Annotated in this window: 22 protein-coding genes and 1 pseudogene; 4 read left to right on the plus strand and 19 right to left on the minus strand. The window is 62.0% G+C overall.

What is annotated here, in order from left to right; translation table 11 throughout:
- Nucleotides 1-137 precede the first annotated feature (137 nt).
- Nucleotides 138-1,427: a citrate synthase gene (gene gltA / locus MF606_RS10790; protein WP_240229249.1), complete on the plus strand. Its 1,290-nt coding sequence runs from the start codon at nucleotides 138-140 to the stop codon at nucleotides 1,425-1,427.
- 65 nt (nucleotides 1,428-1,492) lie between these two features.
- Here the strand turns inward: gltA and MF606_RS10795 are convergent, their stop codons facing one another.
- The 15 genes from MF606_RS10795 to MF606_RS10865 form a co-directional block, all read right to left on the minus strand.
- Nucleotides 1,493-2,608, minus strand: coding sequence for a lipid-A-disaccharide synthase (locus MF606_RS10795; protein ID WP_240229250.1), 1,116 nt, complete (start codon nucleotides 2,606-2,608; stop codon nucleotides 1,493-1,495).
- 7 nt (nucleotides 2,609-2,615) lie between these two features.
- A complete protein-coding gene (gene lpxI / locus MF606_RS10800) occupies nucleotides 2,616-3,434 on the minus strand; it encodes a UDP-2,3-diacylglucosamine diphosphatase LpxI domain-containing protein (RefSeq protein WP_240229251.1) in 819 nt (272 codons plus the stop codon).
- Nucleotides 3,435-4,244 (minus strand): acyl-ACP--UDP-N-acetylglucosamine O-acyltransferase, encoded by an 810-nt coding sequence (gene lpxA / locus MF606_RS10805; protein ID WP_240229252.1) that lies wholly within the window; start codon nucleotides 4,242-4,244, stop codon nucleotides 3,435-3,437.
- The gene (gene fabZ / locus MF606_RS10810; RefSeq protein WP_240229253.1) at nucleotides 4,241-4,720 is read right to left on the minus strand and encodes a 3-hydroxyacyl-ACP dehydratase FabZ; all 480 of its coding nucleotides are present in this window, start codon (nucleotides 4,718-4,720) and stop codon (nucleotides 4,241-4,243) included. Before fabZ ends, lpxA begins: the two co-directional genes overlap by 4 nt.
- Entirely contained in the window at nucleotides 4,717-5,745 is a 1,029-nt protein-coding gene (gene lpxD, locus MF606_RS10815) for a UDP-3-O-(3-hydroxymyristoyl)glucosamine N-acyltransferase (RefSeq protein ID WP_240229254.1), read from the minus strand. The genes fabZ and lpxD overlap by 4 nt, the downstream gene beginning before the upstream one ends.
- A 72-nt stretch (nucleotides 5,746-5,817) precedes the next feature.
- Nucleotides 5,818-8,001 (minus strand): outer membrane protein assembly factor BamA, encoded by a 2,184-nt coding sequence (gene bamA, locus MF606_RS10820; protein WP_240229255.1) that lies wholly within the window; start codon nucleotides 7,999-8,001, stop codon nucleotides 5,818-5,820.
- Between the two features lie 139 nt (nucleotides 8,002-8,140).
- Entirely contained in the window at nucleotides 8,141-9,541 is a 1,401-nt protein-coding gene (gene rseP / locus MF606_RS10825; RefSeq protein ID WP_240229256.1) for an RIP metalloprotease RseP, read from the minus strand.
- A gap of 33 nt (nucleotides 9,542-9,574) precedes the next feature.
- Nucleotides 9,575-10,435 carry a phosphatidate cytidylyltransferase gene (locus MF606_RS10830; RefSeq protein ID WP_240229257.1) on the minus strand — a complete coding sequence of 287 codons (861 nt, stop codon included), beginning with the start codon at nucleotides 10,433-10,435 and terminating at the stop codon, nucleotides 9,575-9,577.
- On the minus strand, nucleotides 10,432-11,193 hold the full coding sequence (locus tag MF606_RS10835; RefSeq protein WP_240229258.1) for an isoprenyl transferase: 762 nt from the start codon (nucleotides 11,191-11,193) through the stop codon (nucleotides 10,432-10,434). Before MF606_RS10835 ends, MF606_RS10830 begins: the two co-directional genes overlap by 4 nt.
- A gap of 28 nt (nucleotides 11,194-11,221) precedes the next feature.
- A complete protein-coding gene (frr, locus tag MF606_RS10840) occupies nucleotides 11,222-11,776 on the minus strand; it encodes a ribosome recycling factor (RefSeq protein ID WP_240229259.1) in 555 nt (184 codons plus the stop codon).
- A gap of 120 nt (nucleotides 11,777-11,896) precedes the next feature.
- The gene (gene pyrH, locus MF606_RS10845; protein WP_420842204.1) at nucleotides 11,897-12,616 is read right to left on the minus strand and encodes a UMP kinase; all 720 of its coding nucleotides are present in this window, start codon (nucleotides 12,614-12,616) and stop codon (nucleotides 11,897-11,899) included.
- Between the two features lie 210 nt (nucleotides 12,617-12,826).
- Nucleotides 12,827-13,753, minus strand: a complete 927-nt coding sequence (gene tsf / locus MF606_RS10850) for a translation elongation factor Ts (RefSeq protein WP_240229261.1) — start codon at nucleotides 13,751-13,753, stop codon at nucleotides 12,827-12,829.
- Nucleotides 13,754-13,825: 72 nt separating this feature from the next.
- On the minus strand, nucleotides 13,826-14,599 hold the full coding sequence (gene rpsB, locus MF606_RS10855) for a 30S ribosomal protein S2 (protein WP_240229262.1): 774 nt from the start codon (nucleotides 14,597-14,599) through the stop codon (nucleotides 13,826-13,828).
- 337 nt (nucleotides 14,600-14,936) lie between these two features.
- Nucleotides 14,937-15,446, minus strand: coding sequence for a hypothetical protein (locus tag MF606_RS10860; RefSeq protein WP_240229263.1), 510 nt, complete (start codon nucleotides 15,444-15,446; stop codon nucleotides 14,937-14,939).
- Nucleotides 15,447-15,529: 83 nt separating this feature from the next.
- Nucleotides 15,530-16,402: a LysR family transcriptional regulator gene (locus MF606_RS10865; protein WP_240229264.1), complete on the minus strand. Its 873-nt coding sequence runs from the start codon at nucleotides 16,400-16,402 to the stop codon at nucleotides 15,530-15,532.
- 34 nt (nucleotides 16,403-16,436) lie between these two features.
- Between MF606_RS10865 and MF606_RS10870 the strand changes: the two genes are divergently transcribed.
- The gene (locus tag MF606_RS10870; protein WP_240229265.1) at nucleotides 16,437-17,456 is read left to right on the plus strand and encodes a nitrilase family protein; all 1,020 of its coding nucleotides are present in this window, start codon (nucleotides 16,437-16,439) and stop codon (nucleotides 17,454-17,456) included.
- 24 nt (nucleotides 17,457-17,480) lie between these two features.
- Here the strand turns inward: MF606_RS10870 and MF606_RS10875 are convergent, their stop codons facing one another.
- The 3 genes from MF606_RS10875 to MF606_RS10885 form a co-directional block, all read right to left on the minus strand.
- A complete protein-coding gene (locus MF606_RS10875; RefSeq protein ID WP_240229266.1) occupies nucleotides 17,481-18,272 on the minus strand; it encodes an alpha/beta fold hydrolase in 792 nt (263 codons plus the stop codon).
- A 148-nt stretch (nucleotides 18,273-18,420) separates the two neighbouring features.
- Nucleotides 18,421-18,915 (minus strand): SRPBCC domain-containing protein, encoded by a 495-nt coding sequence (locus MF606_RS10880; RefSeq protein WP_240229267.1) that lies wholly within the window; start codon nucleotides 18,913-18,915, stop codon nucleotides 18,421-18,423.
- A complete protein-coding gene (locus MF606_RS10885; protein ID WP_240229268.1) occupies nucleotides 18,912-19,274 on the minus strand; it encodes an ArsR/SmtB family transcription factor in 363 nt (120 codons plus the stop codon). Before MF606_RS10885 ends, MF606_RS10880 begins: the two co-directional genes overlap by 4 nt.
- A 183-nt stretch (nucleotides 19,275-19,457) precedes the next feature.
- Here MF606_RS10885 and MF606_RS10890 point away from each other — a divergent pair.
- Nucleotides 19,458-19,795 (plus strand): annotated as a pseudogene (locus tag MF606_RS10890) (FAD-binding oxidoreductase).
- Nucleotides 19,796-20,143: 348 nt separating this feature from the next.
- A complete protein-coding gene (locus MF606_RS10895; RefSeq protein WP_240229269.1) occupies nucleotides 20,144-22,531 on the plus strand; it encodes an autotransporter family protein in 2,388 nt (795 codons plus the stop codon).
- 145 nt (nucleotides 22,532-22,676) lie between these two features.
- Here the strand turns inward: MF606_RS10895 and dnaE are convergent, their stop codons facing one another.
- Nucleotides 22,677-26,132, minus strand: coding sequence for a DNA polymerase III subunit alpha (gene dnaE, locus MF606_RS10900; RefSeq protein WP_240229270.1), 3,456 nt, complete (start codon nucleotides 26,130-26,132; stop codon nucleotides 22,677-22,679).
- Between the last annotated feature and the right edge of the window lie 277 nt (nucleotides 26,133-26,409).

A 26,409-nucleotide genomic window follows, 5' to 3' on the forward strand; every position in this document is an offset into this window, starting at 1 on the left:
CCTTGCTTACCCATTAGTTGCCTCTGGCCAGCAAAAGCTGGTACCAATCCCGGCAAACGCTTGACTGCCAAGTTTATGGCCCCACCCCACCGAAACTCCCTTCTTTTCGGGGTTCAGGGGCCTTCGAGGAGAGCTAAATGACCGACAAAGTCGCCAAACTCGTCATCGGGGACCATACCCACGAATTTCCGGTTTTGTCCGGATCTGTTGGGCCGGACGTGATCGATATCCGATCGCTCTACGCCAAGACCGGGATGTTTACCTACGACCCGGGCTTCACCTCGACGGCGGCTTGCGACAGCGCCATCACCTATATCGATGGCGACAAGGGCCAGCTCCTCTATCGCGGCTACCCCATCGAGCAGCTCTCCGAGAAGAGCTCCTATATCGAAGTCTGCTACCTGCTGCTCTACGGCGAGCTGCCCAGCAAGACCCAGCTGGAAGAGTTCAGCGAGCTGGTGACGCGCCACACCATGGTGCACGAGCAGATGCACTACTTCTATCGCGGCTTCCGTCGCGACGCGCATCCGATGGCCGTCATGACCGGGGTGGTCGGCGCCATGGCTGCGTTCTATCACGACTCCACCGACATCTCGGATTCCCAGCAGCGCGAAATCGCCTCGATCCGCATGATCGCCAAGATGCCGACGATCGCCGCCATGGCCTACAAATATTCGGTTGGCCAGCCCTTCGTTTACCCGCGCAACGATCTCGATTACGCGTCCAACTTCCTGCACATGTGCTTCTCGGTTCCGGCCGAAAACTACCAGGTGAACCCAACCATTGCCAGGGCAATGGACCTGATCTTCACCCTGCATGCCGACCACGAGCAGAACGCCTCGACCTCGACCGTGCGCCTCGCCGGTTCATCCGACGCCAACCCATTCGCCTGTATCGCGGCCGGCGTAGCCTGCCTCTGGGGCCCGGCTCATGGCGGTGCCAATGAAGCGGCGCTCAACATGCTGAAGGAAATCGGCACGGTCGACCGCATCCCTGAATTCATCGCCCGCGCCAAGGACAAGTCCGACAGCTTCAAGCTCATGGGCTTCGGCCACCGCGTCTACAAGAACTTCGACCCGCGCGCGACCGTGATGCAGAAGACCGCCAAGGAAGTGCTGGACCTGCTCGGCGTGCACAACAATCCAACGCTGCAGGTCGCCCAGGAACTCGAGAAGATCGCGCTCGAAGACCCTTACTTCATCGATCGCAAGCTGTATCCGAACGTCGATTTCTATTCGGGTATCATCCTCGAGGCGATCGGCTTCCCCACTTCGATGTTCACCGTGCTGTTCTCGGTCGCTCGCACCGTTGGCTGGATCAGCCAGTGGAAGGAAATGATTGCCGACCCGCAGAAGAAGATCGGCCGTCCTCGCCAGCTCTACGACGGATCGCCCGCCCGCGACTATGTCGGGCTCGCCAGCCGCTGACCAAATGCAAACAGCCCCGCCAAGTGCGGGGCTGTTCTTTCTCGGCTATATTGCGAACGCGTGCTTTACGTAACCAGGTATCGCAGCACCCGCTCCGCCGGGTCCACTCGCGGCGCCTCGGCCGTACCTGCCTCCATTAGCTGCCGGATCTCGGCGAATCCCGCCACCTGCTCCGCCGCCGCTCCGCGCTCATCGAGCAGACGCTTTACTTCGGCGATCAACGCCTCGGCGTCAGGCTCGAGCTGAAGAATCTCGGGGACCAGCGTGCGGTCAAGAATGGCATTGGGCAGCGACGCATACTTGACCTTGTAGTGCACCCAGCGTTTGGCCTGACCCTTGTCGGCCACATAGGTCGTCACCATCGGCATGCCGGCAAGAGCCAGCTCGAGCGTCACTGTACCGGTTACCGCCACGGCCGCCACGGCATTGCTGAACGCCGCCGCCTTGCTCTCTTCACCGACGATCACCTCGACCGGCGCGTCCCAGGATGCCACAGTCCGCGCCACGCGCTCCTGCAACCGCCGTGGTGTCGGCAGGATAAACCCGCTCACGCGCTCATGGCCCTTTAAGCGCTCGGCTACCGCCTGCATCAGTGGCAGGTGCCGGCGCAGTTCCCCCTCGCGGCTGCCGGGCAGCAACAGCATGGGCCCACGCTCCGGCACATCTTGGCGCAGCGGAAAACGCTGCAGGGCCGGATGCCCGATATAACTTGTCTCTGGTCCGCCAACCTTGCGCATGAAGGCCGGCTCGAACGGCAGTACTGCCAAGACCTCGCGGAATCGCGGCGTCAGTTCCTTGGCCCTCTCCGGCTTCCAGGCCCAGACCGCCGGCGCCACACAAAGGACAACCGGAATGTCCGGCGCGCGCGCATGCACCTGCTTGGCGACGATAGCGGAAAAGACCTGCGCATCGACCAGAACCGCTACATCGGGCCGCGTCCGCACGATGGCTCGCGCCACCTGCCGTGCCCGCCACAGCAGTTTCGGCAGCCGAGGCAGCACATCGGCCCAGCCCATGACCGCGAGTTCGTTCATGTCGAACAGGGATGTTAGCCCGACCTGAGCCAAGGCGTCGCCGCCCACGCCGTCGAGTTCGAGCGCCACGCGCTGCTGCAACCGCTCAACCAGATCGGCCGCGATGCGATCGCCGGAAGGCTCCCCGGCAAGAATGAAGAGTTTCATCGATTGCCTAGCCATGCGCCAGCCCGATCACCGGCACACCCAATCGATTTGCCGTCTCGGCTACGCGCTGGCGCTGGATGACCAGTGTGCCGCTCGCCTCCACCGCGATCGCCACCACACCGGCCTTCGCCGCCATCTCGACGGTGCGCGGCCCGACGGCTGGCAGGTCGACAAACAGCGGTTGGTCGGGCTTTGGGCATTTGGCCAGGACCAGCGGCGATGTCCCGTCGGCCACGAGCCGCCGCCAGCGGAGCCAGCGCACCCGACGCAGCAATGCGTCGGTTCCGCCAATATCCTCAGCTGCCACCGCTCGCCTTCCGGCGACGACCACGGCCTGGCCCAGGTCCAGTCGTCCGGCCTCGCGGGCGAGCTCCAGTCCATATTGCGCCGCGTCATGCTGGGCCGGCGTCAATTCCGGACCGCCGATCAATCCGGCCGGAGCCAGCAATTCAGGCGCAATCTCGTGAACGCCCATAGGCTTGGCGCCGGTCATGTCTTCGAGGCGGGCCACCAGGTCTGAAATGCTCGTATCGCCGATGGAGTGATGCACGCTCGCGCCGCTGAAGAATCCAGCTAGCCCCTCGCGAACCACGTCGGACAGGCTCACCCCGCCGGCGAGCGTGAATCGCGTCGCGCCAAAATTGCGAATGACTTCGACGGCCTCCTGCGGCCGTGACAGACTAAAACGCACCGGCTCGAGGGCACTCAGGTCGCGCCGCTTGCCGATGGTCAACAGCTTGAGCTCAAAGCCTTTGCTTCGGGCCGCCGCGATCACTTCGGGCACGAGCGCGCCCGACCCCGCGATCAGGGCAAGCCGCTCCTGCACCTACTCTTCGTCCCGCGTGCTGCGCGGCAGGCAAAGCGGCCGGTCGCTGACACTGGCGATAAATCGCACCACATCCTGCACCAGCGGCTCGTCCTTGAACATGCCGGCAGCGTCTTCCACGCGCTCGCGCAATGTGCCTTCGGTCGAAAACACCATGCGATAGGCAGCGCGCAGCGTATGGATCGACTCGCGGTCAAAGCCGCGGCGCTTGAGGCCGACCAGATTGAGACCGGCCAGGCGGGCGCGGTTACCGACCGCCATACCATAGGGAATGACGTCACTATCGACCATGCTCTGTGCGCCAATGAAGGCGTGGGCCCCAATACGCACAAATTGATGGACTGCGCACATGCCCCCGAACGAAACATAGTCGCCAATTTGGCAATGGCCGGCGATACCCACATAGTTGGCCAGAATGACGTTGTTGCCCAGGATCGCGTCGTGCGCGACATGGGCGCCCGCCATAATCAGGCAGTCATTGCCGATCCGGGTCTCCATGCCACCAGCTTCGGTGCCCGGATTGATGGTCACCGTCTCGCGAATGTCGCAGCGCTCGCCAATCACCACCCGCGAGGCCTCACCGTGGTACTTTCGATCCTGTGGCTGTCGGCTGATAGAGGCGAACGGAAAGATACGCGAACCCGCGCCAATCTCGGTATGACCGTCCAGCGACACATGCGAGATCAACTCGACATTGTCGTGCAAGACAACATCGCTGCCGACGACGCAGTATGGACCGATCTTGACCCCATTACCGAGCCGCGCGCCCGCACCAACGATAGCGGTCGGATGGACCTCGGTGTGGCTCACGAAGTCGCCTCGATAATCATGGCCGTGATCTCCGCCTCGGCGATAACCACCCCATCGACGATCGCATCGGCCTTGTAGCGGCCGACATTGCGCCGACGCTGAATCTTGGCGATGTGAAATTCGATCCTATCGCCGGGCCCAGCCGGCTTGCGGAACTTCGCCTTGTCCACGCCGAGCATCAGCACGACGTTCTTGCGGTCATTGCCCGCAGAATCGTGCTTGATCACGATGGCGCCGGCGGTCTGCGCCATGGCCTCGATGATCAGGACGCCCGGGAAGATCGGGTTCTCAGGAAAGTGACCCTGGAAGATCGGTTCGTTGAACGTGACGTTCTTGATACCAACCGCGGTCTCATCGCCATTGATATTGATGATCCTGTCGATCATCAGGAAAGGGTAGCGATGTGGCAAGGCCTTGAGAATCTCAGCGATATCCATCGCTGCAAGCTCGGTGCTCTGGTTCGCGCTGTCGTTCATCCGCGCTTGTCCCCCTTGGCCAGTTTACGCATTACGGCGATCTCTCGCCAAAAGTCTCTTATATCCTGCGCCGGGGCACCCGCAAGTTTGGAACCAGGGGGCCAGTTCTTGGTCACCGCGGCCCGTCCGTGAACGACCGAACCGGCGCCGATTGTCAGGTGGCCAGAAGTGCCCACACCACCCCCCATCAGCACGCCATCCCCCACTATCGTGGAGCCGGAAAGGCCGGACATGGCGGCGATCAGACAGTTGCGCCCGATGCGGCAATTGTGTCCGATCTGGACGAGATTATCGATCTTGGTGCCTTCCCCGACCATCGTATCGCCCAAGGCGCCGCGGTCGATCGTCGAGTTGGCGCCGATCTCCACCCGGTCCTGAATCAGCACGCGCCCTAGTTGTGGCACCTTGCGGTTCGATTGACCGAAATCCAGCCAGCCGAAGCCTTCGGTGCCAATTCGAACACCCGAATGGATCACAACGTCATTGCCGATATGGGCGCAGTCGATTGTGCAATTGGCAGCGATCGTACAATTGCGGCCGATCGTGACGCCGGCACCAATGACCGTGTTGGCACCAATGACGGTACCCCGGCCAATCTCGACCCCGCTGCCGATCACCACGTTGGAGCCGACCGAAACGTCGCGCTCGAAAACCGGCGCGCCCAGGTCATCCCGGCCCGCCACGATGATGGATCGCGTGCTGGAGGGATAGAGCAGATCGAGAATGTCGGCGAATAGCTGGTGCGGTCGATCACTATAGATCGGCACGCTGCCCGGTGGCACCACGTCACGCAGCGCCGGCAGGACGATGACTGCACCAGCAGCCGTGCTGCGCAGCTCTTCCGTATAGTTAGTATGCGCCGCCAAGGCGAGATCACCGGCGCCGGCAAGATCCAGATCGGTGACGCCAGAAATGACGGTGTCCAGTTCGGAAACCGTTGGCAACAGGTCGACGCGCTTGAGCTGCGTCAGAATGGCACCGATGGAGGACGGGCCGGCGAAACGGTGAAAGCGGGTGTCGACCATGATGTCACTTAAAAGCATTGAGCCGCGGCGCTACCGCCCCGCGGCTCAATGAACTGTTTCACGCTATATCGGCTAGAGCAAGGTCTGCATCGTCAGCTGGAAGACCTGGGTCCGGTCCGACGTTGCCTGGTTCAGCACGTGGGCGAAGTCGCCACGCAGCGGACCAAACGGCGAGTCCCAGATGATCGAGGCGCCGATCGACGTACGCCACGGCTGGTCGATGCTGCCCGGATCAAGGCCCGGATTTGCGGCAGCGCCAGTGCCCATGCGCGGCAAGCCATCAACCCAGGCCGCATCGGCCCAGATAGCGCCGCTTAAGCCATAGCTCTCCGGCAGAGCCGGGATCGGGAAGGTGATTTCGGCGGACACACCAGCATACATGGTGGCACCGAGATATTCCCCGCTCATCAGGCGCGGGCCGAAGCCACGTCCCTGGAAGCCACGGATCAGCTGCGTGCCGGGCGAAAAGGCCTCGACAGCATGGACGCCATTGCCGCTCAGGTCATTGATGATGCCGGCCTGGCCACGGACGCTCGCCACGATCCCGCTGTCCTCGAGCAGAGGCACGAAGTAGCGTGCGCGGGCTTCCGACTTGATCAGGCTATGGTCCCAACCGATGTACTGCTGGGTGAAGGTTGCATAGAGGCCTTCGGTCGGCTTCTTGACGTCGTCGACACCAGCCCAGGTCAGCGTGTAGCCGACAAACGCCTTGTAGAACTCCTGACCATCCACGACCAAGGACGACTGGTAGGCGGGGTTGTCCTTAACGTCGGCGATCACCTTGCGATCGACACCGGCAAACACCGTGGCCGACAGGTCCGACGTAATCGGAATACCGGCACGCAGCTGGCCACCGGTCGACTGCGAGCCATAGAAGCTGGTCGTCGTTTCGTCGCTGATGCGGTGATACGCATCGACGCCGGCCGAGACCTTGAGACCCATGAAGCGCGGTTCGGTGAACGAGAAGTCGAAGGTGCGGCCAGACTGCGACGCACCGATAGCGGCACGCAGATACTGACCACGACCAAGGAAGTTGCGCTCGGTCAGCGAGATTTCGCCCAGCACGCCATCGACGGTCGAGTAACCAGCGGTCGCGCCATATTCACCGGTCGACGATTCCGTCACGTTGATGTTGATAACGACCTTGTCCGGTGCGGAACCCTGAGCCGTGCCCATTTCAACGGCGGAGAAATAACCCAGCGCATTGATGGCGGTACGGCCACGAATAACCAGCGCACGGTTGAAGGGGTCGCCTTCAGCGAACTCCAGCTCACGACGGATCACGAAATCGCGGGTCTTGACGTTGCCGGTGATGTTGATGCGCTCGACGTAGACGCGCGGACCTTCATCGACCAGATAGGTCACATTGAACGTGCCATTGGTCACATTACGATCGAGGCGAGCGCGGACGTCGGCGAAGGAATAACCCTGGGTCGTTGCCTCATAGGTCATGTCCTCGATCGTGCCCTGCAGATCGCTGATCGAGTAGTTGCTGCCTTCACCCGTCTGCACGGTGCCCTTCAGGGCATCGGTGTTGAGGCCAGGAATGCTGGTTTCGATACCAACGCCGGCAAACTCGTACTTCTGGCCTTCATTGATGGTGAAGTTGATGAAGTAGGCATTGCGGGTGGCATCATACTCGCCGACCGAGTTGATCTGTGCGTCAGGATAGCCGCGGTTGGCGTAGTAGAGACGGATGCGCTCGCGGTCGACAGCGATCTTCTGCTCGTCGTAGCCGTCATCCTTGAACAACCAGCTGAGGAAGCCGGTTTCCTTGGTCAGCATCGTGCCCTTGAGGTTACCGGCGCTGATCGCGTTGTTGCCAGTGAAGTTGATCGCGGCGATGCCGGCGCGATTGCCTTCGTTCACCACGAAGATCACGCGAACGCGGCCATCGGCCGTCGCTTCGGTGCGGGTGGTCACCGAGACGGAAAGGAACCCATCGCGATCGTAGGCCTGACGGATGCTCTCGACGTCCGACGCGATGCGCTGCTGGGTGTAGATGCCGGATGCCGACACGTCGACCATCGCGAGCAACTGGCTATCAGAGAAGCGACGATTGCCCTCGAACAACACCGAGCCCACGAGCTGGTCTTGAGCCTGAGCCGTGGCAACGCCAAGAAGCGGAATACTGGGGCCAGCCAGTGGTGCGGCACCCAGAATCGCAAGCGCAAGGAACGCGCCGCGCATCAGCTTGGTGGGATGGATCATATTGTTATTGCCTTCTGCGACCAGGCCCGAGGAATCGCCATGCATAGCGCTCCCCCAAGCTAACTCCATTGCACCGTTTTACCGCCTTTTTAACCAAGGACAAGGCGTAAGCCTCGACGCGGTTAGCAAATGCTTGGTGCTCTTGTATTCCTGCAACACCTTGCGAACCAAGGTTAACCAGAAGCTAACGCAAAATTCCCAGGTGGTCGAAAATCGTATCGTTGAAGAGCGTGAACACCATGAGACTCAGGACAAGGGCAAATCCGATGCGGAAGCCTATTTCCTGAACCTTCATGCTGAGCGGACGCCCCCTCACAGCTTCGACCAGATAATACATGAGATGCCCGCCGTCGAGCATCGGAACCGGCAAAAGGTTGAAGATTCCGATATTTAGAGAGAGCAAGGCGGTCAGATTTATGAGTGCGACAATGCCCAGAGTCGCCACCTGCCCGGAAACCTTGGCTACTTTGACCGGCCCACCCAGTTGTTCGACGTCACCGCGACCAACGAAAAAGTCGCCAAGAAACGCTGCCGTGCGCTGCACGATGAAGCGGATTTCCTCGAACGTCATGCCCACGGCTTCAACCGGACCCGGGCGATAGAGGGTCATCTCAGGTGCTTCGGGAGCGCCAGGGCTGATGCCGATTCTGCCAATCGTCTGGCCCTCGACCTCCACGGCCTCCGGTGCAAGCTCGATCGTCATCGCCTGCCCCGCCCTTTCGAGCAGAATGCTCACCGGCTGCTCGGGGCGAACAACGATAAGTTGCTGGAAATCCTGGAAATTGCTAACCGCATGTCCGTCCACCGAGATAACGGTGTCACCCGCTTCAATTCCGGCCTTCTCTGCCACCGAATCCGCGATCACGTTGCCGACGGTCGCCGGAAGGACATAGGGGTAGACGCCAATATTGCCGATGCGCTGACTGTTGCCGAAGCGGTCCTCGGCCTCCACCGCGTCCGGCACCAGCACGATGGTCTGCCTTTGGCTGTCGCGCTCAAGCTCGATTGAAACCGAGCGCTGGGGGCTGGTGGCCACCAGGCGGTCGAAATCCTCAAACCCCCGAACGGTGTAGCCATCCACCGACGTAAAGATATCGCCCACCCTGATGCCCGCCTCCTCGGCCACCGATCCCGCCACCACCTCGCGGACGACCGGCGCGGTGGTGTAGCGGCCGTAGCCCAGCAGCAGCGCATAGAGAATGACAAAGGTCAGGATGATGTTGGCCACCGGTCCGGCCACGACAACGGCGATGCGCTGCCACACATTCTTGTTGGCAAACAGCCGCGGCGCCAGCTCCGGCGAGGCATTGGCGATCACATCGTTATCGGGCGTGCTCGCAGCATTCATGTCGCCCACGAAACGCACGTAACCACCCAGCGGTATCGCCGAAACCCGCCAGCGCGTGCCGTGGCGGTCGTCCCAGCCGACAAGCTCGCGCCCGAAGCCGATCGAAAAGGTCTGGATCGCCACGCCATTCCATCTGGCCACCAGGTAATGGCCCATTTCGTGCACGAACACGATGACAGTCAGCACCGCTAGGAACGGCACGACATAGGACAGCAGCCAGTAGATGAAATCGAACATGGTCTTCCTTATGCGCCGCGCGAGGCGACGGACTTACCAGTAGAGCAGGCCTTCGGCGACCGAAGCAAAGCCCAGATGCAGCGTGCCGACGACCAGCACCAGCAACACGCCGAATGTGAGGCTGTCCAGCCGGTCCATCAGCCCGCCATGACCCGGGATGAGATCGCCACTATCCTTGATGCGGAAGTGCCGCTTGATCGCACTCTCGCTGAGATCGCCCAACTGGCCCAGCACGCTGATTGTTGCTGATAACAGCAGGCCGATCCACCAGGGCGAGTCCGTTGCCACGGTCCAGACCAGCAGCCCTGCCCCGGTGCCAAGCGCCAACCCGCCCAGAGCGCCAGACCAGGTCTTGGACGGAGAAATCTCGGGTGCCAGCTTCTCGCCGCCAATCTGGCGTCCGGTAAAGAAGGCGGCGGAATCGGTCATCCACACCACGGTGCCCAGATAGACGCCGGCCCAGACGCCGGCCATCGTGTCGCCTCGCATGGCAAGCGCTGCGACGATGATCGCGCCATAGATGCAAAGACCCAGCGCCCGCCACCAGATGCCCTCGCCGCCCATGCCGATGGCGACCGCGCAGGCGACGGCGATGACCACAAAGGTGCCCAGTGGGCCGAATATCGGAAACACCAGCCCCGACAGAGCCACAAGACCAATCAGCGCAATACCACCGGGCGTCAAAGGCGCCCGCGACACCATGGTTTCCCACTCGCGATAGGCACCCGCAAACACCGCGCCAACCACGGCCGCAAAGAAGTAACTGCCGATATAGAGGGCCGTCGCGGTGAGCGCGATCAGCACCATGGCGGAGGCAAAGCGAGGCCCGAGATCGGACCAAAGGCGGCGGCGACTGGGCGCAGGCTCTGGCAGCTGATCGCCGGGATTGGTCAAGGTCGTGCAACCTCGATGCCGCCAAACCGTCTGTCGCGCATCGAGAAAATCTCGAGCACGCGCAGGAAGCTCTGCTCGTCGAAATCAGGCCAATTCTCGTCGACAAACACGAATTCCGAATAGGCCGCCTGCCACAACAGGAAGTTGGAAATCCGCTGTTCGCCGCTGGTTCGGATGATGAGGTCGGGGTCCGGCATACCCGCGGTATAGAGAGCGGATTCGATTGTCTGCTCTGTAATCGCCTCCGGCGACAGCCGGCCCGCCGCCACCTCGCGCGCCAGGCGACGGGTGGCTTCGGCGATTTCGGCCTTGCCGCCATAGTTGAACGCCACAACCAGGACCAATCCGGTATTGCCTGATGTCTTGGCCTCGACATCGTCGATCAGCCGCACCAGCGAGGGCTCCAGGCCCTCGCGCGTCCCGATGATACGCACCCGAACGTTATTGCGGATCAGTTTCTGAAGGTCAGACGCAACAAACCTGCGTAACAGGTTGAAAATAAAAGCGACTTCCTCGCGCGGACGTGTCCAGTTCTCCGACGAGAAGCTGAATACCGTCAGGTGTCCGACGCCATAATTGATGCACAACTCGACGAGATTGCGCAGCGACTTGACGCCCTCGATATGCCCTTCGGTACGGCGTTTGCCCCTGGCCTTGGCCCAGCGGCCATTGCCGTCCATGATCACGCCAAGATGCGCGGGGATGCGCAGACGCGGGCGCTGCGCAAGCTCGGCGGTGATGGCAGGATCGATGGACATCTACGCCCTCCAGCGCAGTTCGTGCCGGCTAAACCTGCATGATTTCCGCTTCTTTGGTCGCCACGACCACATCGATCTCGGCGACAGCCGCATCGGTCGCCTTCTGGACCAGGTCGGACTGAGCGCGCGCATCATCCTGCGCCAGGTCGCCATCCTTCTCGGCCTTCTTGAGCGCATCCATGCCATCGCGGCGGATATGGCGCACGGCGACACGGGCTGCCTCAGCGTAATTGTGGGCAACCTTGGTGAGGTCGCGGCGACGCTCTTCGTTGAGTTCGGGCAGTGGCACGCGGATGATCTGGCCCTCCCCCATTGGGTTGAGGCCCAGCCCGCTGTCGCGAATTGCCTTCTCGACGGCATTGGCCATGCCGCGGTCCCACACCTGCACGCTCAACATGCGCGGCTCCGGCACGGTCACCGTGGCCACCTGGTTCAGCGGCATGCGCGAGCCATAGGCTTCCACCGTCACCGGCTCGAGCAGGCTGGCGCTGGCGCGGCCCGTTCTGAGGCCCGCCAGTTCGTCACGCAGCGACGTGATCGACTTCTGCATGCGGGTTTTGAGATCGGCGAGGTTGTAGGCCATTGTGTTCGTCCTTCCAGGCTAGAAGCAAGGTGCGAAGCGGTGAAGCCCGGCTTTTCGCGGATAACCTTGCGGCAACAAGAAACTAGAGCCGGCGCTCTGATGCAATCAAATTGCGCCGGACTAGAGCGGCTCGCCAACACGGGTGCTGCGAACCCGCCCGGCAAGTACGCCGGACAAACCTTCCTTGTCATCCAGCGAATACACGATTATCGGCAGGTTGTTGTCGCGGGCAAGCGCAAAGGCGGCCGTATCCATAACCCGCAAATTCTGCCTGATGACGTCGTCATGGCTGATCTGGTCATACCGCGTGGCATTCGGATCCTTCTTGGGATCGGCTGAATAGACGCCGTCGACATTGGTGCCCTTGAGCACGACATCGCATTGCAGCTCGATACCACGCAAGGCCGCCGCGGTATCGGTGGTGAAGAATGGATTGCCGATGCCGCCGCCCAGCACCACCACATAACCGTCCTCGAGCGCCGCCTTGGCAGCGCGAGCGGTATAGGTGTCGGCGACCGACGGCATGGTCGTCGCGCTGAAAACCTTGGCTTTGACACCGGCATTGGTGAGAGCACCGGCCAGCGCCAGCGCGTTGATGACGGTACCAAGCGTACCCATCATATCGGCAGTCACGCGGTCGCCACCATTGGCGGCAACGGCCATGCCGCGGAAGATGTTGCCGCCACCCGTGACGACGGCAATCTCGATGCCAGTGCGTGCCACGCCCGCGATTTGCTGGGCTACGCCGTCGAGAAACTCGGGCTGGATACCGAACTGCTGGTCGCCAGACAGCGCTTCGCCCGATACCTTGAGCAAAATGCGTTTGTAGGCAGGCGCCATCGGCAAAACCCCTCTTTGAAACAAGCGGCGGGGCACCGAATCCGGCGACACCCGACAGACATTAGGGCAGAAGCGCCTTCAAAAGAAAGCGCCGTGCCAATCGAAATAAGATTACGGCGGGGTTTTACGCTCGATCCCGGCCAAAAGATGACCAGCTTGGGAGAGCAGCGAACGGGCCCGTGGGCCCGTTCGCAAATAGTCTGCGCGTGATTACTTCACGCCGGCAGTGGCGGCGACTTCGGCAGCGAAGTCGGTCTCGACCTTCTCGATGCCCTCGCCCAGTGCGTAACGCACGAACTTGGTCAGCTTGATCGGCGCACCAACGTCCTTTTCGGCATTCTTGATCGCGACGCCGACCTTGGTCTCGCCATCGATCACGAAGGTCTGTGCCAGGAGCGTGACTTCTTCGAAGTACTTGCGCATGCGGCCATCGACCATCTTCTCGGCGATTTCGGCCGACTTGCCCGATTCCTTGACCTGCTCGAGAATGATGGCGCGCTCGCGAGCCACCACGTTCTGGTCGAGGTCCGCCGGGTCGATCGACAGCGGATTGGTCGCTGCGATGTGCATGGCCAGCTGCTTGCCGAGAGCCGACAGGGCAGCCTTGTCGCCGGTCGACTCGAGAGCCACGAGGATGCCCATGCGGCCAAGGCCGCCCTTGACGGCATTGTGCACGTAGCTTTCCACCACGCCGTCGCTGACCGAAACGGTCTCGGTGCGGCGCAGGTTCATGTTCTCGCCGATCTTGGCGATGGCTTCGGTCAGCTCGGCCGAAACCGAGTGGCCCGAGCCGGGGAACGGCATTTCGCCGAGCTTGACCACGTCGCCATCGGCGTCGAGGGCGAGCTTGGCAACATTGGCGACGATCGCCTGGAACTGCTCGTTGCGGGCAACGAAGTCGGTTTCCGAGTTCACTTCGACAACGGCAGCCTTGGTGCCGGATGTAGCAACACCGACGAGGCCTTCGGCCGCAACGCGGTCAGCCTTCTTGGCAGCCTTGGCCAGGCCACGGGTGCGCAGCCAATCGACCGCTGCTTCCATGTCGCCATTGGTTTCGGCCAGAGCCTTCTTGCAGTCCATCATCCCGACGCCGGTCGAGTCGCGGAGCTGCTTGACCATTCCTGCAGTGATTTCCATGGGTTCACCTCTTGGCGGCCCCATTCCAGGGGCCGCATTGGTTCAAATCAGAACGAAGTACGCTTAAGCGACTTAATTGACGGTTGGTGCTTCTTCGCTCGGCAGCTCTTCGACCGGAGCGCGGTCCTGGGCGCCGAGATCGGCACCGAGAGCCGACGACGAGCGGCCGATGCCGTCGATAGCGGCCTTCGAGATCAGCGAGACGTAGAGCTCGAGAGCGCGCGACGCGTCGTCGTTGCCAGGAATTGCGTAATCGACGGTGTCGGGATCGCAATTGGTGTCGACGATGGCCACGACCGGGATACCCAGACGGCGGGCTTCCTTGATCGCATTCGCTTCCTTGTTGGTGTCGATGACGAACAGGAGCGACGGCAGGTTGCCCATGTCCTTGATGCCGCCCAGGTCACGCTCAAGGCGTTCCTGCTCACGGCTCATCATCAGGCGTTCCTTCTTGGTGCGCAGCGCGAGATCGTCTTCGCTCATCGACTCGAGTTCGCGCAGGCGCGAGATCGAGTTCGAGATCGTCTGCCAGTTGGTCAGCGTGCCGCCGAGCCAGCGGGAGTTCACATAGTACTGAGCCGACTGCTTGGCGGCGTCAGCCACCAGCGGAGCGGCCTGGCGCTTGGTGCCGACGAACAGCACGCGGCCGCCATCAGCAACAGTGTCGCTGACGAGCTGCAGCGCACGGCTCAGGGCCGGGACGGTCTGCGACAGGTCGAGAATGTGGATGTCGTTGCGAACGCCGAAAATGTAACGCTCCATCTTCGGGTTCCAGCGGTGCTTCTGGTGACCAAAGTGAACGCCTGCTTCGAGCAGTTGACGCATAGAAAAATCGGGCAGTGCCATGATGGCTGCTCCTTGTTTACCGGTTGATGCCGCCACGAAGCCTTGCGACGGTCTCCCGTCACCGGATGGATTCTCGGTTGCCCGAAAAGCCTGCTTCGTGTGTGAAATCGCGCTGACGCGCAGTCAAACGCATGGGCGATATAGGGGAAGATGCCGGCAAACGCAAGCCGCCCGCAGATTGCGCACGGCGCTCGTTCGTCTGGAGGACGCCGGGGCGCGTTGTCCTTGGCAAATTGATCCCAAGCCGAGGAGATATTTCAACGTAGTGCGATGACGGCACCATGCAGGGTCAAGGCCGAGATCGGCACCTTCCCACTGGTCGCCTGCGAGGAGTAAGCTAAAGCCACAAAAGCAGGACGGGCGCGGCAATCGCGAGCACTGCGGCGACGATCCAGCGGGCCTGCCCCATGGCCCGCACGTCGCCGACCAACCAGCGCTTCACCGCAAAATACCCCGCCGCCACGACCGCGCTGTAGATGGCGGCCCACATCAGCACGTACCAGTTGCCGCCGAATATCCCGATGGCGAGCCCAAACCCCGTGAGCGCGCCAAGCACGCCATACCCAACATCAAACAGCAGTGCCGTCGCGATCGACAGCACGCGCCACAGCCCCGGCGCCGCGATGGCCAGAGCCGCGGTGAGCAGCCAGATCGCCATGATGGCCTGGAGCGTGCCAGAACTGCTGAGCGAGGTAATAATCGCCGTCAGGCGCTCCGGCGTCGAAAGCCCCACCGCCGAAGCAAGAAAATTCAGCAGCGCCGCCAAAACGAAGAGAAGGAAGGCACAACCCGCCATCACGGCAAAACTTCCCGCGATACGCTTCCATTCGATTTTCTGCCCCCGCATTTGACGCTCCTCCTACTGGAGTCCAATGGAACTCCACATTCTCCTCGCCGTCCAGCGCCCATGCACCGCCAGGGCCGGCGCTATTACGGACCGCTCTCCAGCATCTTCAGAAAGTTCGAAAGTGCCGGATTGTCGTGATCCTGACGCCAGCTGATCCCCGTCTCCCATTCGGCGTCAGGCCCCTCCAGAGCCCTGAGCTCAAGGCCCACCTTCATCAATTGGGTCGCCTGCAACGGCACAATGGACAAGCCGACGCCCGCCGCTACGAGTGCCAGGACGGTCTGAATATCGCTTGCGACCTGGATGATACGAGGTTCGAAACCAACCGCTTTGCACCATCGATTGATCTGACTGGCCAGACCCGGACCGCGGTGGGGATGGAGAAAAACGAAGCCGGCATCCACGATCCCTTGCGGCACTGCGGCGCCATCTAGATCAAAGAAAAGTGGCGAGTAGGCCAAGGCGAGTCTGTCGGTCGCCAGTACACGAGACGTAAGCCGGAATGAGCCGACAGGGAGGCGCACGAAGCCGACATCAAGCCGCCCATCGAGTAGGCGATCGGCCTGCTCCGATGACGAAAAGTCGTCCAATGACACGGCAACGTCAGGGAACGCCCGTTGGAACTGCCCGACCATCCTGGGGGCCATGTCGATGGTTGACAGTCCGAAGCCGACATCGAGCTTGCCTTGAGCGCCCTGAGCCACGCGCCTGGCGCGTACGTGAAAGGCATCGGCATCGCTGATGAGCCGGGCAGCATCACCCAAAAGCGACCGCCCGACTGGCGTCAATACCGTACCGGTCCGATCTCGTTGGAACAGCGAAGCACCTATCGTTGCTTCCAGCGAATGCAGGCGCTTGGTCAGGGCCGGTTGCGTGATGTGAAGGCGATCGGCGGCACGACCGAAATGCTTCAACTCGGCAAGCACCACAAAGGCGCGTATTTGGGCGATATCCATTCCCACAGGTTATCACACCGCACCCCAGCTTTCATTGGCGATCATCGTCAATGGCGCGCATTCTGCGCTTGCCAAGCAGGAGCCGCCGATGACCGCAAAAACCCTACGCGTCGCAACCGTCCAGTTCCAACATAGGGCGGGCGACAAACCCTATAACCTCTCACGCCTCGAGGCTTTCGCGCGGAAAGCCAGCCGGGCCGGTGCCCAGATCGTCGTGCTGCCGGAGATGTGCGTCAGCGGCTATTGGCACGTGCCAAACCTAGATGCTGAGGGTGTAGCGGACCTGGCTGAGAGCGTGACGGGTCCATCCATCACCTCGGTAGCGGCCCTGGCGGCGAGCTTGGGCATCGCCATTGGCGTAGGTTGGGTGGAACGGGACGAGGACGGCCGGTTCTTCAACGCATACCGCGTGTGCTTTCCGGATGGCTCGGGTCACACCCACCGCAAACTGCACGCCTTCGAGCACGAACTGATCCAGAGCGGTGACCGATATACCGTGTTCGACACGCCCTGGGGTGTCCGCATGGCTATCCTCATCTGTTTCGACAACAATCTCATCGAGAATGGCCGGGCCTGCGCATTGTTAGGGGCGCAAGTTCTCATCGCGCCGCATCAAACAGGGGGAACGAGGTCGCGCAGCCCTCACGGGATGAAGCCCATCCCCGTTTATCTTTGGGAGAACAGACACGACGATCCGCAAGCCCTGCGCGACGCGTTCGCTGGTCCCAATGGACGGGGCTGGCTGATGCGCTGGCTGCCCGCCCGAGCACATGACAACGGCATGTTTCTGATCTTCAGCAACGGCGTCGGCCGGGATGAGGACGAGCTTCGAACCGGCAATGCCATGATACTCGACCCGTACGGGCGTATCATCGCTGAAAGTACCGCGATAGAAGAGGACATGGTGATTGCCGAGCTCGACCTGTCCCTCATTGCAGACAGCAGCGGACAGCGCTGGATGACCGGCAGGCGCCCTGATCTATACGCCGTTCTAACGGAGTGGCGTGGCGACGAGCGATCACCGCGAGATGTGCGGTTCAAGCTGAAGGAGTAACCTTTCGGCGACGCATCCGACCGCCTAATCCTGCAGGAATTCGGTTGCGAACTGGGTCACCGCCGGTGACCCTATAATGGTATAATGCGTGACTCCCGGAATGATCGCCAGCCGATTGGAAGAGCGCAAAGACCCATCCATTCCAGCGTTCCTTTGCCCTCCGCCCAGCAGCTTGTAGAACTCGACCATATGCTCCGGCCGGATGGAATCGGCGTCCGCGAAGACCAGAAGGGTCTGCGATTTGATGTCCTTGATCCCATCGGACCAGTCATGGCCCTGCATGCCGAGCTCGCCAGACCTGCGCATGAGCCTGGGCCAATCGACGTCCGGATAGAGCTGGGCCAGCGGCGATTGGGCGATACTGTTGCCAATCGCATCGGCCGTGCCAGGCATTTGCTCGAAAGCAGCCTGGACTTCCGGGTATACACCGCCTTGGGAATACGCGGCCGATATCACCACGAGCTTGTCGAGCATATCGGGGTGCCGAAGCGCAAATTGCAGCGCGATCTTGCCGCCAAACGAATAGCCCATGACGCTGGCCCTCTCGATTCGGCGATCATCGAGCACCGCGGCGACATCATCGGCGAACTGCTCGACAGACCAGGGCGCATCACTGTCTTTGCTCAGGCCATGCCCGCGGGCGTGGATGGCGATCACTTTGAAGCTCTTCGCCATTTCCGCAAGCGGCGCACCAAACATTGTGGAAGGGTTCACGCCACCATGTAAGAGGACCAGCGGCGCTCCCTCTCCATGAATTTCATAATAGAGCTCTGTTCCCTCAACCGGCGCGTATCCGCTCTCGATAGCTCGCGACATGGTGTCTCCTCCTTGTGATTGGGCCAGGACGTTTGTGGTCGCCAGAGCGACAAAGACCATAAGCCCCCCGATAGATCGTCTCAGCATCGAGTTCCTCCCTATGCGCCGGAGCTCTCCGGACTTCTGGGGCGGCGGCCCGGCATCAGCCCTACCCGGTCTGCGCCAACAGCAAACGCCCCAGCTTATCAAGCGTCTGCCCTACTCCCTCCGCAAAGCCGCGCACCATGGCGTCCTGCGCCTGTTGCTCGGTTTCGAATTCGGTCTTCATCACCAACTCTGTTCCGCCGTCGCGTTCGAAGAAGCTGAGGACGGTCGAATAGGCCGGAGGCGGATTCCCGTTCCAGAAGGCGTCGTCCCGGGGGACGCTGCGGTAAGCGATCCGCTCCGGTCTGCGGATGTCGGTAAAGACACGGACGCTGGGAATTTCGATGCCGTCCGGCGAGCGGATTACCGTGTGCCATTCGCCACCGACCCGGAAATCGAGCTTGGCGATCGGACAGGTAAACCCCTCCGGGCCCCACCATTGCGCCAGCAGATAAGGATCTTCAAACGACTTCCACACCAGCAGTCGAGGCGCTCTGAACCAGCGGGAAAAGGTCAGCGTCTTGCTCTCGGCATCGATTTTTGTCCGGCCATCCGTCACTGCTTTGCTCCGCCGCTTGTCGTCCCCGCGGGGTCGATCGCTTGCAGTCGCTCCAGCAAGCCATCAAGCCGGTCGAGGCTCTGGTCCCAATGCTGGCGATAAATCTCGAGCCAGCTCATCACGTCCCTGAGTGCCGCCGTCTCCAATCGGCATGGGCGCATTTGCGCATTCCGCCCCCGGCTGACCAGCCCCGCATCTTCAAGCACCTTCAGATGCTTACAAATCGCCGGAATGCTCATGTCGAAGGGCGCGGCCAAATCCTTGACCGGTGCATCGCCCATCATCAGCCGCGCGAGGATCGCTCTCCGCGTCGGATCGGCAAGCGCCGAAAGCGTAGCGCTCAACTGATCTCTCGCCATTGGAAACTAACTACCAAGTTATCTAACCTATTGGTTAGGTACAACGCCGGAGGAGCGAGGTCAATGCAGGCCGAGTACTTTCGTCGCGGCGGCGATGTCGCCGACTTGGCAGAACGGCTCACCGGCACCTGCCACCTGCCGGACGACCCAGCCTACGAATCCTGCTGCGCCATCTGGAACGGCATGATCGACAAGCGCCCCGCCTTGGTGCTGCGGCCTGCCAGCGAGGCCGATATCTCGGCGGCGACCGCCTTCGCCAGGGATCATAACCTGCCAGTCTCGGTGCGCGGTGGTGGCACAACGTGGCGGGCGCAGCCCTGAGCGATGGCGGTATCACCATCGACATGACCCAGCGTCGCGCCGTCACCGTGGATCCGCACACCATGCTGGTGCGGGTCGAAGCGGGCGCCACATGGAAGGAAGTGGATGCTGCAACCCAGGAGCAGGGCATCGTCGTGCCCTCCGGCATCATCTCGGCCACCGGCGTCGCCGGATTGGCGCTGGGCGGTGGTTTTGGCTAGACCTCGAGACGCTGCAAGAGGCGCGCCAGAGCGTCGCCTGCCATGCCTCGGTGGTTTGGGAAGCGGGCCGCCTGCTTTTGGGCGCCGATCTGGTCCGACCGCAGGTTCATTCCCTCATGATCATTGCCGGCGCTGCCAAGGGAGAGGGCGCGTTAACTTTTGATCAATCCCTTATCCGAATGCACGAGTGAAATTGCGGTTGTTTCATTTGCATGATGGGAAGCGTCGGCTAGTTTCGCCCTGTTGCTGGTAACCGCCCATTTTAATTGAGCGATTCAGAATCTCAGAACGCCGGCATTACCCTCAGGCGGACCACCGGCGATGCCACTCGCCGACTAGAGAGTTGATATGACCATTCTCATTAGCGCTCCCCGCGAGTGCCCCAATGCTTGTTCACGCCCAGTCGGGCAAAAGTTCAACAGAGTTTCTTCAAGAAAATGGCGCCAGGCTTTTTTGACCGGCGGGTCGATTGGGGCGATGATGCTCGGCGCCACGACAGCAGCGACGGCGCAAACCTGGGACGGTAGCTCCAGCAATGACTGGAACGATGGCCAGAATTGGACCAGTAACGCGCCGCCCTCCGGGAGTGTCGGAGTCACGATTAACACCCCGTCCGCATCGATCGTCCTGGGCGTCAACGGAGCGGCCACCGGCCGCACCACTGGTTTAATCATGAATTCGGCCTCAGGTTCACTAACGGTCCAGAACGGCAGCGTTTTGAACTCGACGGGTGGCGTCGTCTCTTCATCTGCTGGCCGGGTGAACACAATCTCCGTGACCGGAGAGGGGTCGCAGTGGCTAATTGGTGGCGCCCTGAATGTTGGCGGCATGGGTAGCGCGACGCTCAACATTCTGGACGGTGGCCTTGTCAGTGCGCAAGGCGTGGTACGCCTTGGCTTTAACGCGACGGGCATTGGCGTCATCAACATAACCGGTGGCGGGACACTCGAAACGACGAGCCTCACCAAGGGGACCGGCAGCGGCCAGGTCAACTTCGACGACGCAACGCTGCGCGCCCTCGCCAGCAATCCGAGCTTCCTGGGCACGTTGACCGTTTCGGAGCTCACCATCACCGCCGGCGGGCTGACTGTCGACACCAACGGCTTTTCGATCGGCGCCCCCGGTTTCAGCGGCACCGGCAGCCTGACGACCACGGGCACCGGCACCCTGACATTGACTGATGTCAGCACTTATAGCGGCGACACGATCATTGGCAGCGGCAGCACGCTGGCGCTTTCCGGCGCCGGCGCGATCGCGTCGAACCGGGTGGTCGCCGATGGTACGTTCGATGTCTCGGCCATGGCGGCCGCCGGCATTGCGATTCCGCGCCTCGAGGGCGTGGGCACGATGGCGCTGGGCGGCAAGGCTTTGACAGTAGGCCAGATCGCACCGGGCGGCGTCGGCTTGGGCACGCTCACCATCGATGGCAACTATGTGGGCACCGGCACATTGCTGGAGATCCAGTCCAACTTGGCCGGCGACGGCGCTGCGACGGACCTCCTCGTCATCACCGGTAACAGCACCGGCACCACCAACGTTGCCGTGACCAAGGTGGGTGGCAGCAGCGGGGCCACGGTCAACGGCATCAAGATCGTCGATGTGGGCGGCGCCTCAGCAGGCACCTTCACCTTGCTTGGCGACATGGTGGTCAATGGAGAGCAGGCCGTTGCGGGTGGCGCCTATCTCTACGGCCTCTACGAGGGCACGCCGACCAGTGCCGATGGTGACTGGTATCTGCGCAGCCTCGTCAACCCGTCTGACCCGGGCACACCGATTTTCCAGCCCGCCGCGCCCGTTGTCGAGGCTTACATTGCCGCGGCGCTGCAATCTTTCAATGAGATGGATACACTGCGACAGCGCCTCGGCAACGGCTGGCGATCTGAGGGTAGCGCCCAAAGCCGAGGGCTCTGGGGGCGCATCGAGGGAAAGCACGCGGTAAACGCGCCGGGATCGTCGACCACTGGCGCGACCCACACGGTGGACACCCTGCAGTTACAGGGTGGCGTTGATGGTGTGATCCTGCAACCTGGCGACGGTACGGTCGTGGGCGGCGTCAATATGCAGATTGGCAGTATCTCTGCCGATATCGGCTCGGCATCCGGCAGTGGTAAAGTCGCGGGCACCGCCGTCGGTCTTGGCGGCGGACTCACCTGGTTTGCCGATAGCGGCCTTTATCTTGATGCCCAGGGAAAGCTCACCTGGTTCGACACGAGTCTCTATTCCAACACGCTCGGCCGCTCCATCGTCTCCGGAAACGACGGTTTTGGCTACGCCTTCAGCCTCGAGGGCGGCCGGCAGTTTGCCATCGATGACAAATGGTCGGTCACGCCGCAGGCGCAGCTTTCCTATTCGCATGTGGGGTTCACGGATTTCCAGGATCCGTTCGGGAACACCGTCAGGCTCGATCGCGGCGACAGTCTTGTCGGGCGCCTTGGCATTTCGGCCGACTACAAAGCCGATTGGAAGGATACGAACGGCCAGGCCGGCAGCACCCACTTCTATAGCGTGGCAAGCGCCAGCTACGAGTTCCTTGAAGGCACTTCAACGCTGATCGGCGGCGATAGCGTCAGCAGCAAGAACGATCCGCTCTGGGGCGGCATCGGTATCGGCGGTTCGCTTAACTGGGCGGATGACAAGGTCTCGCTTTTTGGCGAGGCGGACTTCGCCACCAGCCTGAACAACTTCGGCAACAGCTACAGCCTTGGCGTGACGGCCGGGATCAAGGGCAAGTTCTAAAGCCAGATGGCCCGCCTTAGCTCGGCGGGCCATCTTCTCGTCTGGAATTCACATGACGTCGTGCCCGACCACTGCCGTCCCTGCCGGCCGCCGCATATTGTCTATCGAACGACCGAAATGGGGTCGACAGCGCTCAGCGCCGTACCTAGTGGAACCGCACATCCGTCACGCCTTCGAGCGCCTTGATGCCGCCCGCTACTTCTGCGGTGAGCCGATATGTCCCCGGCAGCTCGATCTCGTATTCCCGTGCGCCACCGTCGCGGATGACGATGAAGTTGACGCTCCCCTCCCCGCCCCGCTTGAGCTGGGCACTGATGGAACCGAGCGCCTTGGCGTCGGCGGCAAATACCGTCAGGCGACGATCGATCTTGTCTTCAATGCCGTCGATCGGCTGGGCCGATAGCAGCCGCAGGCTGATGCCCTCGGCACGCTCGTCCGCACCCACCTGCAGGATCACCGACTTGCCCGGCTGCAACATCGCGCCGAACTCGTTGATCTGCTCGGAAAAGGCGATGACCTCATAGCTTCCGGTCTGGTCGCTGAGGGTCAGAATCATCATCGGCGTGCCCTTGCGCGTACGCCGGTCCTGCCGCCCACTGATCGTGCCCGCCAGCCGGCCCGCCGAGGCGCCGTCCTTCACCGCGCGCTCGAAATCACCCCAGCGTTGCACCCGCAGCTTGTCGAACAGGTCCGAATAGGCATCGAGCGGGTGGGCCGATAGATGGAAGCCGATCGCCGACAGCTCGCGGTCGGCCCGCTCGGTGGTCGACCAGGCCTCGACCCCAGCCGGGATGCGGATGGGCTCGGGCTCGCCCATGTCGAACATGTTCCACTGGCCCTCATTGCGCTCCGCCGTCAGCGACTGCGCCATGCCCATGACGGCTTCGATGGCGGCAAAGGCCTGCTCGCGACTCGGTACGATATCGTCGAAAGCCCCGGCATTGGCCAACGTTTCCAGCGTGCGCTTGCTCAAGATGCGCGGATCGACCCGGCGGGCGAAATCGCCAAGATCCTTGAACGGCGTATTGCCGCGTGCCTCGACGATATGCTCGGCAACCTGCCGGCCCACGCCCTTGACCGCGCACAACCCATAGAGGATGCGCTTGTCCTTGACCGAGAACACCACTTCGGAGCGGTTGATGCAGGGCGGCACCAGCTCGATCCGATGCCGCTTGGCCTCGCCGCGGAACTCCGCCAGCTTGTCGGTATTGCCCATATCCAACGTCATCGACGCGGCCAGGAATTCGTGCGGATAGTGCGCCTTGAGAAAGGCCGTCTGGTAGCTCACCAGCGCATAGGTGGCCGCGTGGCTCTTGTTGAAGCCGTAATTGGCGAACTTGGCCAGGAGGTCGAAGATCGTGTCGGCCTGGCCCTGCTTGAGGCCGTATTCGATGCAGCCCTTGCGGAAGCGCTCGCGCTGCGCGTCCATCTCGGCCTTGATCTTCTTGCCCATGGCGCGGCGCAGCATATCGGCTTCGCCGAGCGAATAGCCCGACAGCAGCTGGGCGATCTGCATCACCTGTTCCTGGTAGACGATGACGCCATAGGTCTCGTCCAGCACCTTGGAGAGGTCGGGATGCGGGTACTCCACGTCCTCGCGCCCATGCTTGCGGTCGCAGAACAGCGGAATATTGTCCATCGGGCCCGGGCGATACAGGGCCACGATAGCGATGATGTCTTCGAAGCGGTCGGGCTTCATGTCGACCAGCGCGCGTCGCATGCCCGCGCCTTCCACCTGGAACACGCCGAACGTGTCGCCACGCGTGTAGAGATCGTAGGTCGGCTTGTCGTCGATCGGGATATCTTCGATGCGGAAGTTGCCGCCATCGAGGTTGACCATGTTGACGGCGTACTGAACCGTGGTCAGCGTCTTGAGGCCAAGAAAGTCGAACTTCACGAGGCCCGCAGCCTCGCTCCATTTCATATTGTACTGGCAGACCGGCATATCCGAGCGCGGATCGCGATAGAGCGGCGCCAGATCCTGTAGCGGCCGGTCGCCGATGATAATGCCGGCGGCGTGCGTCGAGGCGTGACGGAACAGGCCTTCGAGATTGCGGGCGATGGCGACGAGATCGGCTACCGTCTCGTCTTCATCCACCATCTGCTTGAACTGCGGCACCTCGTTGAGCGTGCGCTCGATGGACCACGGATCGGCCGGATTGGCCGGCACCAGCTTGCAGATGCGGTCCACCTGCCCGTACGGCATCTGCAGCACGCGCCCGACGTCGCGTAGCACGGCGCGCGCCTGCAACGTTCCGAAGGTGATGATCTGCGCTACCTGCTCGGTGCCGTACTTCTGCTGTACGTAATGGATCACCTCTTCGCGGCGGTCCTGGCAGAAATCGATGTCGAAGTCGGGCATCGACACGCGTTCCGGATTGAGGAAGCGCTCGAACAGCAGATTGTAGGCCAGCGGATCAAGGTCGGTAATGGTCGTGGCATACGCCACCAGCGACCCGGCACCCGAACCACGTCCCGGCCCCACCGGAATGCCCTGCGACTTCGACCAGCGGATGAAGTCCGCCACGATGAGGAAGTAGCCGGGAAATTTCATGGACTGGATGATACCCAGCTCGAATTCCAGCCGTTCCCAGTATTCGGCCGCTGTCTTGCCCGGTGCGGGGCCGGGGCTGGCGAGGCGCTTGGCAAGCCCCTCCTCCGCCATGGCGCGCAACGCGGCCGCCTCCGCCGCAACCGCATCGGCTTCGCTTAGCCCCGGAGCCGCCGCGAATTTCGGCAGGATCGGACTGCGCGTGCGCGGCCGATACGAGGTGCGCTGCGCAATCTCGATCGTCGAATCCAGCGCCTCGGGAATGTCCGAGAACAGCGCCTCCATCTCGGCGCGGGTCTTGAAATAATACTGGTCGTTGAGCTTGCGCCGCTCGGTCTGGGCCAGCACGGTGCCGCCGGCAATCGCCAGCAGCGCATCATGCGCCTCGAATTCCTTGACCGATTTGAAGAACGGTTCGTTGGTCGCCACCAGCGGAATGCCCTTGCGATAGGCATAATCGATCAGGCGCGGTTCGACCGCGGCTTCCTGCGGCCGGCCGTGGCGCTGCAATTCCATGTAGAGGCGGTCGCCGAACAGCTCTGCCAGCGTATCCAGCCGGCGCACGGCATTGGCGTCCTGCCCCTGCGCGAACGCCATGTCGATGGCGCCTTCCGGACCACCCGTCAGGCAAATCAGGCCTTCGAGGCCTTCCCGGCTCAGCCAGTCGAGCTTGGCCCTGGCGATGCCATCGGCGCTCAACAGGTACGCCTTGGAGACCAGCCGCGACAGGTTCTCGAAACCCTCCTGCGTCTGCGCCATCAGCACGACGCTGGATTTGCCGGCCCACGCGACATGACCGCGTTCACTGATCCGCTCCTCGGCGGCGGCGAAATCGATCGCCAGCTCCACCCCGGTCAGCGGCTGAATGCCCTTCTTGCTGGCCTTCTCCGAGAACTCCAGCGCACCGAACAGATTGCCCGTGTCGGCAATGCCTAGCGCCGGCTGGTTGTCGGCGGCAGCGAGCTTGAGAATGTTCTCAAGCTGCAATGCGCCCTCGAGCAGCGAATAGGCAGAATGGACGTGAAGATGGATAAAACCTGGACCGCTCATGCTGGACCTTTATCACCGGCGCCGTGTGATCCTCAAATCACCGGTGCCGCAATCCACAGGACCATCACACGAGTCGCGTGAGCACATCCATCCAGGTGAGCGAGCCGATGGTGAAGGCGCCGAGCGTGACGAATGCGGCGAAGTCCTTGATGAAAGTGAGCATCTGCATCTCCCGTGTTGCTATAATGTTCTTATAAGTTCCTTGTTTGTTCTTGTCCAGCGTGAGCAGCGTGAACACCGGGGATTGGAGTGAACTGGTTAGCGAAGTGTTAGGAAA

Origin of the sequence: Devosia lacusdianchii (assembly GCF_022429625.1) — a bacterium.
GTDB classification, from domain to species: Bacteria; Pseudomonadota; Alphaproteobacteria; order Rhizobiales; family Devosiaceae; genus Devosia; species Devosia lacusdianchii.

Bases quoted from the DNA above. Each gene is read 5' to 3' on its own strand.
- gltA (WP_240229249.1), top strand. From the start codon at position 138: ATGACCGACAAAGTCGCCAAACTCGTCATCGGGGACCATACCCACGAA.
- MF606_RS10795 (WP_240229250.1), bottom strand. From the start codon at position 2,608: ATGAAACTCTTCATTCTTGCCGGGGAGCCTTCCGGCGATCGCATCGCG.
- fabZ (WP_240229253.1), bottom strand. From the start codon at position 4,720: ATGAACGACAGCGCGAACCAGAGCACCGAGCTTGCAGCGATGGATATC.
- lpxD (WP_240229254.1), bottom strand. From the start codon at position 5,745: ATGGTCGACACCCGCTTTCACCGTTTCGCCGGCCCGTCCTCCATCGGT.
- bamA (WP_240229255.1), bottom strand. From the start codon at position 8,001: ATGCATGGCGATTCCTCGGGCCTGGTCGCAGAAGGCAATAACAATATG.
- rseP (WP_240229256.1), bottom strand. From the start codon at position 9,541: ATGTTCGATTTCATCTACTGGCTGCTGTCCTATGTCGTGCCGTTCCTA.
- MF606_RS10835 (WP_240229258.1), bottom strand. From the start codon at position 11,193: ATGTCCATCGATCCTGCCATCACCGCCGAGCTTGCGCAGCGCCCGCGT.
- frr (WP_240229259.1), bottom strand. From the start codon at position 11,776: ATGGCCTACAACCTCGCCGATCTCAAAACCCGCATGCAGAAGTCGATC.
- pyrH (WP_420842204.1), bottom strand. From the start codon at position 12,616: ATGGCGCCTGCCTACAAACGCATTTTGCTCAAGGTATCGGGCGAAGCG.
- tsf (WP_240229261.1), bottom strand. From the start codon at position 13,753: ATGGAAATCACTGCAGGAATGGTCAAGCAGCTCCGCGACTCGACCGGC.
- rpsB (WP_240229262.1), bottom strand. From the start codon at position 14,599: ATGGCACTGCCCGATTTTTCTATGCGTCAACTGCTCGAAGCAGGCGTT.
- MF606_RS10860 (WP_240229263.1), bottom strand. From the start codon at position 15,446: ATGCGGGGGCAGAAAATCGAATGGAAGCGTATCGCGGGAAGTTTTGCC.
- MF606_RS10865 (WP_240229264.1), bottom strand. From the start codon at position 16,402: ATGGATATCGCCCAAATACGCGCCTTTGTGGTGCTTGCCGAGTTGAAG.
- MF606_RS10875 (WP_240229266.1), bottom strand. From the start codon at position 18,272: ATGTCGCGAGCTATCGAGAGCGGATACGCGCCGGTTGAGGGAACAGAG.
- MF606_RS10885 (WP_240229268.1), bottom strand. From the start codon at position 19,274: ATGGCGAGAGATCAGTTGAGCGCTACGCTTTCGGCGCTTGCCGATCCG.
- MF606_RS10895 (WP_240229269.1), top strand. From the start codon at position 20,144: ATGACCATTCTCATTAGCGCTCCCCGCGAGTGCCCCAATGCTTGTTCA.
- dnaE (WP_240229270.1), bottom strand. From the start codon at position 26,132: ATGAGCGGTCCAGGTTTTATCCATCTTCACGTCCATTCTGCCTATTCG.